The organism is Chryseobacterium tructae (assembly GCF_030409875.1).
Lineage (GTDB): Bacteria > Bacteroidota > Bacteroidia > Flavobacteriales > Weeksellaceae > Chryseobacterium > Chryseobacterium tructae.
The window spans coordinates 4,474,036-4,488,482 of the sequence record NZ_JAUFQR010000001.1; the positions used below are offsets into that span (position 1 = coordinate 4,474,036).

Annotated in this window: 13 protein-coding genes, 1 tRNA gene and 1 pseudogene; 1 reads left to right on the top strand and 14 read right to left on the bottom strand. The window is 35.2% G+C overall.

Annotated features, from left to right (window positions below):
- Positions 1-4: 4 nt before the first annotated feature.
- The 9 genes and pseudogenes from QWZ06_RS22260 to QWZ06_RS22300 form a co-directional block, all read right to left on the bottom strand.
- Positions 5-1,030, bottom strand: a complete 1,026-nt coding sequence (locus tag QWZ06_RS22260) for a tetratricopeptide repeat protein (protein ID WP_290301164.1) — start codon at positions 1,028-1,030, stop codon at positions 5-7.
- Positions 1,020-2,717, bottom strand: coding sequence for an APC family permease (locus QWZ06_RS22265; RefSeq protein WP_290301165.1), 1,698 nt, complete (start codon positions 2,715-2,717; stop codon positions 1,020-1,022). The genes QWZ06_RS22260 and QWZ06_RS22265 overlap by 11 nt, the downstream gene beginning before the upstream one ends.
- Entirely contained in the window at positions 2,707-4,551 is a 1,845-nt protein-coding gene (locus QWZ06_RS22270) for a hypothetical protein (RefSeq protein WP_290301166.1), read from the bottom strand. The genes QWZ06_RS22265 and QWZ06_RS22270 overlap by 11 nt, the downstream gene beginning before the upstream one ends.
- Entirely contained in the window at positions 4,500-5,084 is a 585-nt protein-coding gene (locus tag QWZ06_RS22275) for a hypothetical protein (protein ID WP_290301167.1), read from the bottom strand. Before QWZ06_RS22275 ends, QWZ06_RS22270 begins: the two co-directional genes overlap by 52 nt.
- Entirely contained in the window at positions 5,075-5,818 is a 744-nt protein-coding gene (locus tag QWZ06_RS22280) for a hypothetical protein (protein ID WP_290301168.1), read from the bottom strand. Before QWZ06_RS22280 ends, QWZ06_RS22275 begins: the two co-directional genes overlap by 10 nt.
- Positions 5,791-6,237 (bottom strand): hypothetical protein, encoded by a 447-nt coding sequence (locus tag QWZ06_RS28020; protein WP_353960026.1) that lies wholly within the window; start codon positions 6,235-6,237, stop codon positions 5,791-5,793. Before QWZ06_RS28020 ends, QWZ06_RS22280 begins: the two co-directional genes overlap by 28 nt.
- A gap of 117 nt (positions 6,238-6,354) precedes the next feature.
- A pseudogene (locus QWZ06_RS22290) lies at positions 6,355-6,923 on the bottom strand (AAA family ATPase); the annotation flags it as partial.
- The gene (locus tag QWZ06_RS22295; RefSeq protein ID WP_290301172.1) at positions 6,920-7,570 is read right to left on the bottom strand and encodes a conflict system bpX4 domain-containing protein; all 651 of its coding nucleotides are present in this window, start codon (positions 7,568-7,570) and stop codon (positions 6,920-6,922) included. The gene QWZ06_RS22295 and the pseudogene QWZ06_RS22290, both read right to left, overlap by 4 nt.
- Positions 7,571-8,388: 818 nt before the next feature.
- Entirely contained in the window at positions 8,389-8,778 is a 390-nt protein-coding gene (locus tag QWZ06_RS22300; protein ID WP_290301173.1) for a VOC family protein, read from the bottom strand.
- A 279-nt stretch (positions 8,779-9,057) separates the two neighbouring features.
- On the opposite strand from QWZ06_RS22300, the gene deoD reads away from it, so the two are divergent.
- The gene (deoD, locus tag QWZ06_RS22305; protein WP_290301174.1) at positions 9,058-9,768 is read left to right on the top strand and encodes a purine-nucleoside phosphorylase; all 711 of its coding nucleotides are present in this window, start codon (positions 9,058-9,060) and stop codon (positions 9,766-9,768) included.
- A gap of 83 nt (positions 9,769-9,851) precedes the next feature.
- Here the strand turns inward: deoD and QWZ06_RS22310 are convergent, their stop codons facing one another.
- The 5 genes from QWZ06_RS22310 to QWZ06_RS22330 form a co-directional block, all read right to left on the bottom strand.
- Positions 9,852-10,637, bottom strand: coding sequence for a TatD family hydrolase (locus QWZ06_RS22310; RefSeq protein WP_290301175.1), 786 nt, complete (start codon positions 10,635-10,637; stop codon positions 9,852-9,854).
- Positions 10,638-10,805: 168 nt separating this feature from the next.
- Positions 10,806-11,864, bottom strand: coding sequence for a hypothetical protein (locus QWZ06_RS22315; RefSeq protein ID WP_290301176.1), 1,059 nt, complete (start codon positions 11,862-11,864; stop codon positions 10,806-10,808).
- 35 nt (positions 11,865-11,899) lie between these two features.
- A tRNA-OTHER gene (locus QWZ06_RS22320) sits at positions 11,900-11,970 on the bottom strand.
- A gap of 5 nt (positions 11,971-11,975) precedes the next feature.
- Positions 11,976-13,898, bottom strand: a complete 1,923-nt coding sequence (locus QWZ06_RS22325; RefSeq protein ID WP_290301177.1) for a hypothetical protein — start codon at positions 13,896-13,898, stop codon at positions 11,976-11,978.
- On the bottom strand, positions 13,882-14,286 hold the full coding sequence (locus QWZ06_RS22330) for a hypothetical protein (RefSeq protein ID WP_290301178.1): 405 nt from the start codon (positions 14,284-14,286) through the stop codon (positions 13,882-13,884). Before QWZ06_RS22330 ends, QWZ06_RS22325 begins: the two co-directional genes overlap by 17 nt.
- Between the last annotated feature and the right edge of the window lie 161 nt (positions 14,287-14,447).

Here is a 14,447-nt window from a genome sequence, read left to right on the forward strand (position 1 = left end):
AGCTTTAGTTTCTAAACATTTTATTTCTTCCGGTTTTAAATCGCGAAATATCTTTAAGAATCACTTCATCATCGGGATTAAAATATTTCAGCTCGTTAACAATTTCAGAGCGGGCTTCTACTTTTTCTGCAATGATCTCATAGGCAATTTTCCTGGCAACGGGTTGCAATTTAGGATCTTTTTTAAACTCATATTTCATCGCTTCCAAGTAGGTCATCTTTTTGTAAGCCGGAGTTTTTTCATAAAGACTTTGTATTTCTGCTTCCAGACTTTTAGTATCAAAGATATTGGCAAAATAGTTATTTAAACAGTTAAAGGCATCTTTATCTTCTTCCCAGCCTTTTAATAATACTTTTTGGGCTTCTTCCGGTTTTTCCATTTTCTTCCGATAAACCAACGAAGCTTTTACCATCTGATTATTAGCGGCATAGTCGTCTGCTACCATTTGATAGTAGATATGAGCATTGTTCAAATCATTAATCTCTTTGTAAAGATCTCCTACTTTTTCTTTCTGCTCCATTTCTTTGTACAGATCAATGGCTTTTTTGTACTGTTTTGCTTTTTCATAGCAATTGGCGGCATCGGATTTACTTTTTAGTTTTTTAAGATATACTGCTGCTGCCTCGTTATAGAATCCACCATCTTCAAGGGTTTTTGCTCCTCTGTAGTAATCCTGCAGCAAGTTCATATAGACTTTTGCTGCTTTTTTGTACTCTTTTTCTGCAATATATTTCTGAGCAAGATCTTCGTATTTACTTCGTATTCTGTCAAAAAGAGAATTTTCAAGATAAAAGTTTCCGCCTCCAGCTCCGCCTCTTTTTTTTGAATTCTGTTTATTTTGTTCTTTATCTTTTAAAAAAGCAATAACCATAAGGATGATAAATGCTACTATTAAAAAGATCATCAAATTTCCGACAACACTCCAAAAACGTTCATGGAAAAGCTCTGCCACGATTCCGATGACTTTAAACATGGCCAACAATACAAAAGCGGCCATAAACTTGTCTATAAATTTCTGTTTATTCATCATCGTCAGAGTTTAAAATGGTTTTATCATCCCTGAACAGTCGGTAAAGCAGTAGCATCACTCCAATAGCAAGTACCCATACAAACCAGTTGTAGCCAAACATCTTAACCAAAGGGTAAAAAAGATACACCAACATAGCTACCAGGATGATGATCAAAAAGAATTTCACCCAGCCCGGAATATTATCACCACCAAGGTTCAATGATTTATTTTTAAATAGGAAGGAATATAATCCTACTGCTGCAATCATCAGGATCACCATATACAAAATATCTGAAACAGGGGTCTCTTTCTTCAGTGAATTCCCACCAGATTCTATGCCTTTTACTTTAGAATCTTTGATGGGTGACGGAGGTGATATCTCGGATAGATCAATGGTTCCGTATAATTTACCTAAGGAGTCCTGCATCAGTACCTGTTTCTTCTTTAACAGATACTTCACAACATCTCCATTCACTGGTTTCCCTCTGGTATATTGTTTTAAAGAGTCTGAAATTTTACGTTTCAGTACTTCACTTCTTTCCTTAATCTGTTTTGTTATTTTTTGGGTATAAATGGTTTTAAGGGAATCACGGCTTTGTTGTTCCTTGCTGCTAAGCTTTTGAATATCGTGACCAATGGCGTTTACCTCTCTCCCTCCTTTCTTTTTGTATTCTTCTTTTTCGTTTTTCGACTTACTTTCCTGCAGACCTGCATTCAATAGTTCATTGGAAAGACCTTTCCTTTGATCAAAATACATAGAGTCTATCTTCTGATCTATTTCAGATACGCCGGAATGAAAAGCAATCATATCTGAGGGCGCTTTTATTGCATCCGAAACAATCTTTCCTGAAGAAACAACATTTTCTTCCTGAAGAGGTTCATCTTTAGATGGTAAGGCTATTTTTAATACAATAGCAATGACAATAACAGCCCAAAATATCCTGCGGAAGTTTCTTGTTCGCGCACTTTCTTGTTTGCTATTACTACCACCTCCAAATAATCCTTCCAGCCAGGTAAATTTAGCAAATCCATTTCCTCTGGAAGTCCCCATAATGTCTAAAGGAATTCCTAATTCGATGGCTCTCTCAGGGTATTTTTCAATGTATTTTAAATATTTTTCAATTTCTTTTTTATTTCCGGCCATTACTTTCTTCAGATCGAATGGCAGATTGTTGATCCATTCTTCTTCTGTTTGAGGTTTCTGTAATGCTTCAAGCATCTTTTCATCATCCATCTCAACCGTATAGCTTTCTATGGTTTGTGGAATTTTAACCCCATTCAAAGGTTTTCTGATGGTTGCTGCCATTTTCTCCGGTTCCTGAATCAGATCAATCCAATTGATCTGTTCTGATAATTTTACAAACCCAAATTCAGGATGCATGATGAGTAAGTCTGAACCTATTTTTTCCCAGTCCTCATGATTAATCTTTGGATAAAACGTGGTATTTTCCGGAATAAAGAATTGGTTATCCACAGATTGGAAATACGCATTTCTTCCAATTTCTTGTGGGGCATGATCCTTAAATACAAGAAAGCATCCATATAGAACATTGGGTGTATTATCTGGAATGGCAAAGGACTTTACCTGCTCTATATTGATTCCCAGTATTTCCATTTCCTGAAGCCATACCAGTGGTGAAGAACCTTTTATTAAAAGTCCTTTTTTAGGGTATATATTCTTTGGGAAAGGTTTTATTCTAAGCTCCATAATCTAAAATCTGTTCTATGAAGGGCTTTAAATATTGATAATACATTTCTTCTATAGTTCTCACCTTCAATAAAGTTTGTTCCGGAAGGTAATATTCTGACCCACCAAATTCTGTATAAGTAGCAAGAGCAAGGAACCCATAGGTTGTAGTAGGTATATAAAATTCCTCAATTCCTTTGTTACTGCTCCTGAATGTCAGCATTCCGCGGGAATCTGCAATAACTTCGCTCCCATCAGGGAAGGTGTATTTATTTTTATTTTGTTCTGCTAATATTTTGATCTCAAATCTGTTTTTATAGAGATTCAGGGTATTTTCATATACACTGCTTATTTCACATCCTGAAAAAACAAGATTATGATGGGTATTAATTCCAATTTTATTGAAGTTCCCAATGATTTTCAATCCGCTTCTATTCAGTTTGGACACTTCTGTATTGACTTTTGCTATATTTTTATCCAGATCATAATATTTGTTATCAACAGGTTCTACAGAGATATTTCCTTCAATATTTATTTTATACAATAGGCTATTATCAGGCTGATGCAGATAAAAAGACTGATCAAAATAAATGAGTTCATAGTCATCCGGAATATTCAATCCGGTAACATTGATATCAGAATATTCTTTGGTATTCAGGTTGAGTTTAGAGACTAATTTTATGGAAGATTGATATTGACAAAGAATAAAGTGTTTTTGTTTATTTTTTGCCAGAGCAAACTGCCCGGTTGGCTTTACAGAAACATCTTCGATCATAACTTCACAACCATGATAGGTTTCATAGTATTCATAGGAATGTCTGTCATAATAATTATCAGAAAGATACGTTTTCAACAATTGTTTTTTTGAACTCAGGATAAAAAATTCACCTTCGTACAAAAACTGAGCAATCTTATTGACAGGAGTTGGAAACAAAATCGGATAATTCAACGGAAGATCGGTTTTCTTTCCATTTGAATTGTTTTCTGTCTTTTTCTGCTGTGGTGGATTGGCCCACAATTCATGAAGAGGAAGTTTTATTTTCTGGATATGCTTCCGTGCTCCTTTATCGTGCTTATAAAAGTTTATTTCTCCATCTGAGGTTGTAGCTACCAAAAATTTAAGTTTATTTCTATTCTGATGAATAACTCGTTGGATTTTTTCGTCTTCAAGGTTTTCTTCATGGGTTATGAAAAATACTTCAATATCTTTTTGAGGATACTCTTCATTAAAAAACCTATCCAATGCTTCTGAAGCTTCCAGCACGGGGCTTACCTGATTAAGGTTTTCAATTACGGTTTCTACTTTATTCAGAGAAATGGGAATTGCAGCCTGTCCCAGAGCCATCACTTTACATTCTGAATGGGCTTTAGGATGTTTTATGATAGCTATCGCTGATGCGAAGGCCAATACTTTTGGGGTACCCCAGTTTCTAAGGGAAGTATCAATAAGGATAATTCTTTCAAAAATATTTTCTTCGGGCGGTATTTCCCTTTGAATATATAAAGCTTCATTATTCGCTACACGATTCATGAATACCTCATCTTCATTAGCAAATTCCGACAGAAGCATTTTATGAAAATCCCCTTTATTAGTCATATCAGAAACTCCCCCAATAGGTTGTTCTCCAGGGGAAAGATGACGCATTGGAATTTTAAGTCCGCTCCAGATCCTTTTAATCAAACTTCCTACCTGAAATGTTTTGGGTTCTTCAACTAATTCTCGGATAAAGTCTTTGGCTGTATCTGCAGTAGTTTCTTCCTCTACAATTTCATCATTCAGTTCTGGTTCTTCAATAAATCCTTTCATCGCATCAATGATGGATTGTGTGGTTGGAAATCTGTCATTAAGATCCAAAGCTTTAAATCTCTGCTTAAAGCGGATGACCCAGCAGACTTTTTTTCTGCACTGGCAACAAGTTCATGAGCTCTTTTGTAATAGATTTTCAAGTTAAGGTCCGCACTTACAGAAGATATTGTATTATGGCTATCTCTAAATAAAGTCTGTAACAGTACAATCTTGTTCTGTTTTTGTTTGTAAACTTTAGGAAGTGCTTTTATCTTATCAAGAAATTCAATCTCTTTTTCTGCATTAAATTCAAAATTTCCAACACTATACAATTTTGTGGTATGTCTTAAAGGGCTTGCAAAATCTGTATATCCTTCCTGCATGGCATATAAGACCATCAATAAAGCGCCGAATGGAGGCCATCCCTGGGGTTGAAGTTCTTTAAGAATTTCCATGACATAAGGCCTATAAGCAATTGCCCCTACTCCTGGAATGGAGAGGAGGTTGTTATTGTTATATCCGGAATCTCCGGGAACATCTTCATCGGTTTTCCATTCCCAGAAATAGTTTTCATAGGACTGGAAATAGGCCTTTAATTCCATTCTCTTGATTTTTCAGTGAGACGAAACGAGCTTACGGACAGGGGTCGGAAATCTGTTTTCTTTATTGGAAGATAGTTCCCATTTACATCCCATAACAGCCATTCGTCTGACTTTTTATTATATTTTTGCTGTAAAAATGTACTCAGATTTTTAAACTCAAAATCAAAACCGGAAGGCAAAAGATGTCCGTCTTTTGTCCAGTATGTTTTTCCCGGTAGACTTAATAATGGCAATCCTAAAAATAAAGCTTTATCTTCCATTACAACCCATTCTATTTTTTCCAGTCTGAATTTTGGTAATGCTACCATACTTTCTTTGATGTCTTGGATTTTGGCTATCAAAGCAATAACCGGATGTTCTTCATTGCTTTCTTTTAATTTGATCGAGACTTTTTCACTGATTCCAAAATAATTTTGGTTGGATGCCGGAAAAGTAAGTCTCAATGCCTTATCAATAGGCATCCAAAGCAATGCTGTGCTCATTTTTTTACTGGGAACCAAGGCTCCTTTTTTAAATAAAAGGCCATCCCGAAGTTCGTACAGCAAAAAGTTAGGCAACTGATGAAGCTCTGAAGCTGATGCCTGTTCATCTGTAAAACCTCTGAGCCATATGATTTCATCATCCGTTGCGATCTGAACATTTTTCCAGTCTCGTATAGAGCCTAGATAATCTTCATCGGCGCGGGGAATTTCGGCCCAGAATTCTTTTATATTGTCTGAAGAATTTTCTGCCATAAGCTTTCAATTTCTTGCTGAATGTATTGTTTCTGTTCAGGGTTTCTGATCCAGTCACATCGTGTCTGAAGGTACCTTAGTTTATCTTTGATCACGTTTTGCTCTTCAAAACTTAACTGTCCCTGATTCCATTTATCTACCAGTATTTTCACATCTTTCATCACCTCTTCCGGATTGGGGGTTTTGTTATGCATGGCCTGCGGATGAGAATTCGGATGATCGTCTTTCTCAATGGTTCGGTTGATGATTCCTTCCAGAATTTCAATTTGCTCTTCTGTATCCCAGATATGTTTTAGAACCCAAAGGTCTGAAAGAACGGCTTCATTTCTTCCGCAAATCAAGGCACTTGCAGCGATGAGGTTCTGAAGCTTCACGGCTCTACGGTCGGAAATGGCAATTCCTGTGTTTCGCAAGCTCATAATGGTATTCAGATATACTTCATAGATTGGTTTTAAATCTACTGTCCGGCACAGGTTCTGAAGTTGTCTGATCTGATCAGCATGAATTTCCGGAATTGCTGTTTCTTCTTCATTTTCCAGTTTTCTTCCTGCTAAAAGCACTTGTTGTAAGAGCTCCGGCTTTACATAATCTACATTAATTCTTATCAGAAAACGATCGAATAACGCATTCAAAGCTTCATCTTCCGGAAGTACATTACTTGCCCCTACGAACATCAAAGCAGGCAAATGTTTGGTTTCTTTCCTCTTTTGAAGATCTTTTCATTAAGAGCCATTAAAAGTGAATTCAAGATAGCGGAATTAGCATTGAAGATCTCATCCAGGAAAACCATGGAAGCTTCAGGCATCATTCCTTCGGTATTGGTCAAAAGTTCACCTTCTTTTAATTTTCTGATATCAAAAGGCCCGAATATTTCATTCGGTTCTGTAAAACGGGTTAACAGGTACTCAAAGTTCTTTCCGTCTTTTACGGTTTTGGCTAAGGTTCTTACAATAGCTGACTTTGCAGTGCCGGGAGGGCCATATAAAAAGGCATTCTCTCTTGCCAAAAGACAAATTCCCAACAGATCCACAACGTCATTTTTACCAACAAAGGTATCTTTAACATAGTTCAAAACCGTATTGAGTGTACTAATATTCTGTATCATTGATTTTCCTCAGTTATTATTTTTAATTCTCTCCAGAATGCTTCTTTATGCATTCCAAATTCTGCGATAAGTAGTTTATTGATAAATGGAATCTCTGCCAGTTGATAGTCTTTCTTCTCTACAATCCTTTCCATGTATAATTTCCGGTATGTTTTGTCTTTCAACTCTTCTTCCCAGTTCACTTTTTTCAGATCAAGATCATGTCCAATCCCTGAATAATGGAATTCTGTAAGGATCTCTTCAAGTATCTTAATGAGTGGATCTTCCGGATCTATTGAATTCAGGGCACTCATCACTTCAGGTAGAAATCTTAAGGATAAATCGGCAGATAAAACAGAAGAAATATCTTTTGTTCCTTTAAACTTCGGAATAAGGTTTTCAAGATTATAGGCTGTATTTTCTCTTATTAAATATAATTGAGCACTATGATACAGCACTTTTGCCGCCCAAACAGCTGTTGTTTTATTACATATTAACTGATCGGACAGAAATTCAAGTCTTTCTTTTTCAAATTCTGCTTCAAAATATTCTTCTGCTTCCTTCTCTTCATTGGAAGAAATAGTCTGGATATTGGAAAACAGCGTGATGCATTCATTTTTCCTTAGCAAAAAGATTGTATCTAAAAATGGTGATTTGGTTTCCATCATGTAACAAAAATAGAATTATTTCGTTGAGAATAAAACTTTTGAAGAGAGGATTGATATTAAATTATGCTGCTGATGGGAAAATGCAGTTTTTAAGGCTTCGAGTGGCGGATTTTTACTTTGAAACTTGTATGTTGGGAAACGACGCTAAGGCGCAAAACTTTTTATTTTTGATGCGTTTTAAGACGCTAGGATTTTATCTGCGATAAAATTGTATGCTGCTAAATAATTGCCACGGATAAACGAATAAAATCATAGTGTATTCTTTATAAAAATCATCAACAAAACTCTGTTATTCTTGTTGAAAATCTTCGATTTTATTGCGTCTTAAAAATAGTATATTATTTAAAAAACTTAGCGCCCTTGCGCTTTCCAACAAGTTATTTAGTTGCTCGCAGATCGCACAGATTTCGCAGATGTTTATGGTTAAATAATTGAGATTGTTATTCATTGAATGATGATGAAAAAAAGGATGGTGTTGGGAAACGCTAAGGCGCTATTCTTTTCCTTTCAACACGTTTTTAAGGCGCTAGGATTTTATCTGCGATAAAATTTATACTGCTAAATAATTGCCACGGATGCACGGATTATTGTATAGGATGTATAAAATCTATGTTTCTATGTGGTAATATTTTTTAACCACATAGAAACATAGAAAATTGTATATAAAACCTTATATAATCATATAATTTACTGGAAATTTTTGTTTTTATTGTGCAAAATACGTTTCAAAATATCTTTGTACTTAGTGTTTTTCAACAATAAAATTTTCCTCAAAAGAAAGAGATTGCTTCGTCGCTAGCGCTCCTCGTAATGACAGTTTAGGCTACAATTTCAATGATGTTGTTTTCCGGATCAAGAATGACGCTTTCATAATATCCATCCCCTGTTGTTCTGGGTTCACCAGCGATTGTATACCCATCTTTTCTTAGAATCTCTGTCAGCTCATTTACTTTTTCCTTACTTTCTACTGAAAAGGCAATATGAATGATCCCAAACTGTTGGAATTCGTAGGAATTACTACTTTCTCTAAGATCTGGTTTGTTCATGATTTCAAGGCGGCTGCCATTCTCAAAGCTGAGGAAATAGGATTCAAAATTTTTGATTGGATTGATGTATTTCTCATTGGAAACTGCTCCAAAATATTTCTCGTAAAATGCTCTGGATCTTTCAAGGTCTTTTACCCAGATTGCAATATGTTCTATTTTCATTTTTTAAATTTTAAGAATATTGCAAAAGTAACAGCCTGCAGTAAGGTATATCCGCTCTCTGTTATTCTATCTTTGTTCTGTATTTACTTGTTTTATTTTTGTTACAAAAAGATCAGCAAAAGCAAAGATTCTAATACTCTGGTTCGAAAGACCTCAACAAAATACTTATATACAATTATTTACCCATGATTTTCTTATAAAATGGCTTCATCATTTCAATTATCACAATCATGAGGTCAATATAAAAGTTATTATCTTTGTGCCATTCAAAATAAAATTATGAGTATTCACATCAGTGCAAAAAAAGGAGAAATTGCTAAAGTAGTATTGCAGCCGGGGGATCCGCTTCGTGCACAGTATATTGCTGAAAATTATTTAGAAAATGCAAAACTGGTAAGCAAAACAAGAGGTATTTTTTATTATACAGGTCTTTATAAAGGTAAAGAAATCACTGTAGGAGCCAGTGGAATGGGATTCCCTAGTATCGGGATCTATTCTTTTGAGTTATATACAGAATATGAAGTAGATACTATCATCAGAATCGGAACATGTGGAGCGTACAATACAGACCTTAAGCTTTTTGATATTTTAAATATTGAAAATGCAGCCAGCGAAAGTACATATGCTAAATATGCATGGGGAATTGAAGAAGACATCCTTCCTCACCAAGGGAATATCTTCAATACAATCAATGAAACTTCTAAAGAATTATCTTTAGATGCTAAAGCAATTAATATCCACAGTAGTGATATTTTCTATAGAAAAGATCCTAATACTCCTGAAATTGCAACAAGATATAACTGCCCGGCGGTAGAAATGGAGGCTTTCGGATTGTTTGCGAATGCTCAGCACTTAGGTAAAAATGCAGCTACTATTCTAACAGTAACTGATATTATCCCAACTCATGAAAAAATTTCTGCTGACGAAAGAGAAACAGCTTTGAAACCGATGATGGAATTGGCTTTAGAGTCTGCTATCAAGAGTTTATAAGAAAAGGATAAAAGGCAAATTTGCTAATTAATCTTTCAACAATATAATGAAAAAGAGCTTTACTGCATCAGTAGAGCTCTTTTTTATAGTCTGAAAAACTTCTCGGCAGTTTCTGTCGTTTCATCGGCAACTTCTGAAATGCTGATCTTCTTCAGATGGGCAATCGTCTGTGCCACATAAGGAAGAAATGAGGGTTCATTTCGTCTGTTCTGCATTCTCGGCATATTCTTCGGAAGCATGAAGGGTGCATCGGTTTCAATCATCATTCTGTCCAGAGGAACATATCGGATCACTTCTTCTAAATGTTTAAATCTTTTTTCATCGCTGATCGCTCCGGTAAAGCCCAGATAAAATCCTTTATCCAAATATACTTTTGCTTCGTTTAATGTTCCGGTAAAACAGTGTACCACTGCTTCCGGTAATCGGGAAAGATAATCATCTGTAATTTCATTAAACCTTTTAAAAGCTGACCTTTCGTGAAGGAAAAGAGGTTTATCAACTTCTATTGATAATTCTAATTGAGCTTTATAGCATTTTTCCTGAACAGGTCTTGGAGAAAAATCCCGATCAAAATCCAGTCCGCACTCTCCTACTGAAATGACGTGATCCTTTTTCAATAATTTCCTCAACTCGTTAATACTTTCATGATTGAAAGACTTTGCATCATGCGGATGAATTCCCGCTGTTGAAAATAAGACATCAGGATAATCTTCTGCTATTTCTGCTGATTCTTTGCTTCCACGAACGCTTGTTCCGGTGAGGATCATATAGTCTACTCCATTATCTAATGCACGATTAATAATTTCTTCTTGTTCATTGTAGAACTGTTTATTGGTCAGGTTAATGCCAATATCAATGTATGTATTCATTTGTTTTAAATTTTTATGTTTATTTAATCAGGCTGGAAGATGGGAGCCTGAAGATGGAAGTTATGAAAGTCATAACGAACGGCTATTACCTTTTTTATCAGACTTTTAGTCGTAATATTCCTAAAAGCAACTTCCAGCTTCACTCTTCTGGCTTCCAGCCTTTTAATTTTATTTTGCCCGGGTTACAATTTCCCAGTTTTCGTTTTGTTTAGGATTAGATTCTTTTGTCATGACAAGTCTGAAGTTGAGCTCCCCTTTGTTCTTATTAGTAAAAATATAAAAGGACAGATTCCCTGCTTTAACCTCATCCTCCGAAATTTTATGAGTCAGGTAATAATTTTGAATAACAGAAAGATCTTTCTGAAGATATTCATTTGTATTTTTAGCTAAAAAACTCAGAAACTGTTTGCTTTTCTCTCCAATAGATTTCAGGCTTGTATCTGCAGTCTCATAAGTTCCTTCAAAAATAATCACCAGATTATCACATCCTGACAATTCTGCTGAGGCTTCAAAACCATTTGATCTATATTTTTCTTCTATGGTTTCGGTATAATTGTGTCTGTCTATACTTCTATGTTGTTCAGCACTCGGATTAAAGATTTTTTTATCTTTCCATTTCGCAAGGGAACAACTGGTGAGATAAGATTCTTCGAAGACATTTCCATCTTTATAGATAAAAGAAAGTTCTGTAGATTCCAGACTGTCTATTGGTTTATCGTACGAGCGGTAGTTCTGTTGTGCTGTAGCTTTCAGCTTTCCGCCTTCATAGGAGATTCCGTCCAGAACATTGTATGAAAAAGGAGCTGATTCCTGTATTTCATGCCTTTGGCTGATTGTATGGTCTTTTCCCATGATAATATATAAAATCTCAGAATTGGTATTGGCATTTCCGCCCAACATTCCTTCGGAGTTTCTTTCTATAATATAGTCTGTGATTCCGTCATTATTAAAATCATCAGAAGCTATTTTATGGAAGGTCACGGTATATGGATCTTCATCATTACGAAAAGAAACCGTATAATTTTTATAATCTATTTCTTCAGGTTTCTCATTGCCTACTTCTTCGTCCAGCAATACTTTCAGAATGTCAAAGTCTTTTTGTGATTCTGTATTGGGAGCAGCTTTTACAGCAGTTAATGAATCTTTCTTCTCAACAGGCTTTCCGTTTTCTTTTCCTTTACAGGAGAACAATACCCATGCAAACGCTGAAAGTAAAATATATTTCATAAGCTATGATGTATAGGTTTTAATTTATTTTTAAAAGAAACAGACAGGGATCGAACCTGTGACTCTCCATCATTCTGGTATGCTTTTCCAATTAAGCTACTGTTTCTTATTTTATATTTCCACCTCTAAAAATCCGAAATATTCGGCTGGAGTAAGAGCTCTGGAAAACCCTTGGGGTGTTATTTCTTTTTTCAATTCACAAATTAAAATATTTCCCTGTCTTTTCAGGCATTTGATGTGAGGAATTATATTTTCATGAATTCTAAAGGTTGATGCAGCAGCTGTAAGTGCATCTCCATTATATTCTTTTTCTATCCAGTGCCAGTGCTCTTTTTCTGTAGAAGAACATGAACATTTTAAGACATAAGAATAACGTTCCGTATTCCAACTATTTAAAGATCTTAATGCAATATTATCGAGTTCATAAAGTTCGTAACAATTGATTCTTTTTATCTGTACCTTATTTCTCTGTTCGTCATATTCATGATGAACCAACTCTATTTCTTTTTCGCTGATCTTTGTTTTCTGAAAATGTCTCATCACAATACCGGCATCTGCATACAGGAAACATAATGCCTGAAAATACCGATCTTTTGAATGAAGGAAGTCTTCAGCAGCTACAGGGTCTACCATATCCCAAAGCAGATCTATTTTCTCCAGGATTTCAGCGAAAAGAGGTGTTTCATAGTTTTCCCATTTTGGATATTCCCGGATCATAAAGCTTTGAAAACTGTTATATTTCAATTTAAGAACAGCAATAAACTTCCTGATACTATAATGCTGGCACTTCTCTATAAAATAAAAACCATTCTTTGAAATGATGAATATATTTTTGGTAAGGTACAGCCATTCGTTAATTTTAAAATAAACATTGTCTGCCAAATATTCCATATGTTCATCTTTATCATATAAATAGTCTTTAATCCTTTTCAGTGCCGGAAATGAGTATGAAGGTTTTATCACGTGCCCACCCCATCTTCCGAGATATTCCAAAGATTTTAAATCTACATTATGAGAAGGCCCTTTCCCTGTGATACGTTTCAGTTTATCAAAACTCCCTTCAACATATCTGTTGATAATGATATCTCCTACTTCTGTAAGGTTGCCTGCTATGGTTTGATTAGTATTCAATAACCCTGTTACTTTTTTCAGTTCTGGAAGGTGACAAGTTTCAGAACCATAATTATTAAAATATCCATTTACTTCAGTCAGAACAGGAATATTGGCCGCAGAATGCATCCCTACCATAATACTTCCCGATCTTTCCAAAAGAGGTAAAGACACATAGGAACTATTTTGAAGAGTAATGTTCTTACTTTGCACCAGCAGAGGAAAGAATGCTTTTGTTTTTTCAAGGTTAATGTTCCCCATCATTTTTTTCAGTCTTGAAAAATCATGTGTAAAATGAAAACCGTCTTTATCCCTGCATTTAATACTGAGATCACTTTGAACAATTTCAAGATTGGGAAAAGAAACATTCTTACCCAGAACATTGATCTTCCCGTAGATTTCCCGATTCTGAACCACGATATCATCACCAAAAATATCGACGTTAAACATCCCATTTTCCGGAAGCTGATCTGCTTCATGCTGATGGTAAATAAGAATAACATCGTTTCTCTTCTCCAATTTCTGATTTCCAGCAAAAACCTTCGCCTTTTTTAAAGAAATACTTCCGCCAATATTTTTCAGATTTTCAAAGTTGAAATCAATGATGCATTTAAAATGTCCTTTTACCGTTTCCAGTTGATCTATTTCTGCCTGACAATGGAGTGTAAAGTTCTCATCAACGGTTTTCAATTGGGGTAAAGAGCAGTTTTCAGCATCTACAGAAAGTGAGCCTTTTACCTTTACCAGATTCGGAAAATGGCAATTTGATCCACGCAACACAAGATTTCCATTAAGCTCATCAATATTCCATGTAATATGTCCGGCATATACCTCAACTGTACTCTCTTGGGTAGGATCTATACCCTGAAGGTCTTCTTCAGAGAAAATCTTATATTTCTGTATGGGATCAGTAGTAATATGCATTTTTCATGATTTTTGAGATGGGATTATATTCTTGCTGAACGTATTTCACAAAGTATTCACTTTCGATCTGTAGTGGCTTTTCTTCTTTATGAAATACCAATGCATCTCCTGAAACTTTAAAGGTTTCCGTACTTCCGTCTTTATCTATCATTCTGATGTCTGAGGCTTTTAAAAGATGTGGATTTCCTGTATTTTCCAGACAGTATTCTTTGTAACTTTTTGTGTTTTTATAATAAGCAGGAGCTTCCTTTTTAATCTGTTCAGATTCTTCCTGAGGAAGCGAGTTTTCCGGAATACTGTTAACATCAGTTTTCTGTATTTCATTCTCTAAGAGAGGGTTTTCTCCGGAAGTCTTATTTGTAAAAAAGTTGATTATTTTTTTCAACATCGTTTTTGCTTTTAGGCTCAGATCATCTCTGAATGATAAGGCAAAGTTATTCCACAATAACGCAATCTTTTTGCGTAGTAGAAAAAATATGGGTTGAAGAGGTTTGAAGAGGTTTGAAGAGGGAATTTATGAAGGTTATAAAAGTAATTCTATTTCTTTTT

Coding starts and splice junctions, on each gene's coding strand:
- QWZ06_RS22260 (WP_290301164.1), bottom strand. CDS start 1,030: ATGATGAATAAACAGAAATTTATAGACAAGTTTATGGCCGCTTTTGTA.
- QWZ06_RS22265 (WP_290301165.1), bottom strand. CDS start 2,717: ATGGAGCTTAGAATAAAACCTTTCCCAAAGAATATATACCCTAAAAAA.
- QWZ06_RS22275 (WP_290301167.1), bottom strand. CDS start 5,084: ATGGAATTAAAGGCCTATTTCCAGTCCTATGAAAACTATTTCTGGGAA.
- QWZ06_RS22280 (WP_290301168.1), bottom strand. CDS start 5,818: ATGGCAGAAAATTCTTCAGACAATATAAAAGAATTCTGGGCCGAAATT.
- QWZ06_RS28020 (WP_353960026.1), bottom strand. CDS start 6,237: ATGAGCTTGCGAAACACAGGAATTGCCATTTCCGACCGTAGAGCCGTG.
- QWZ06_RS22295 (WP_290301172.1), bottom strand. CDS start 7,570: ATGATGGAAACCAAATCACCATTTTTAGATACAATCTTTTTGCTAAGG.
- QWZ06_RS22300 (WP_290301173.1), bottom strand. CDS start 8,778: ATGAAAATAGAACATATTGCAATCTGGGTAAAAGACCTTGAAAGATCC.
- deoD (WP_290301174.1), top strand. CDS start 9,058: ATGAGTATTCACATCAGTGCAAAAAAAGGAGAAATTGCTAAAGTAGTA.
- QWZ06_RS22310 (WP_290301175.1), bottom strand. CDS start 10,637: ATGAATACATACATTGATATTGGCATTAACCTGACCAATAAACAGTTC.
- QWZ06_RS22315 (WP_290301176.1), bottom strand. CDS start 11,864: ATGAAATATATTTTACTTTCAGCGTTTGCATGGGTATTGTTCTCCTGT.
- QWZ06_RS22325 (WP_290301177.1), bottom strand. CDS start 13,898: ATGCATATTACTACTGATCCCATACAGAAATATAAGATTTTCTCTGAA.
- QWZ06_RS22330 (WP_290301178.1), bottom strand. CDS start 14,286: ATGTTGAAAAAAATAATCAACTTTTTTACAAATAAGACTTCCGGAGAA.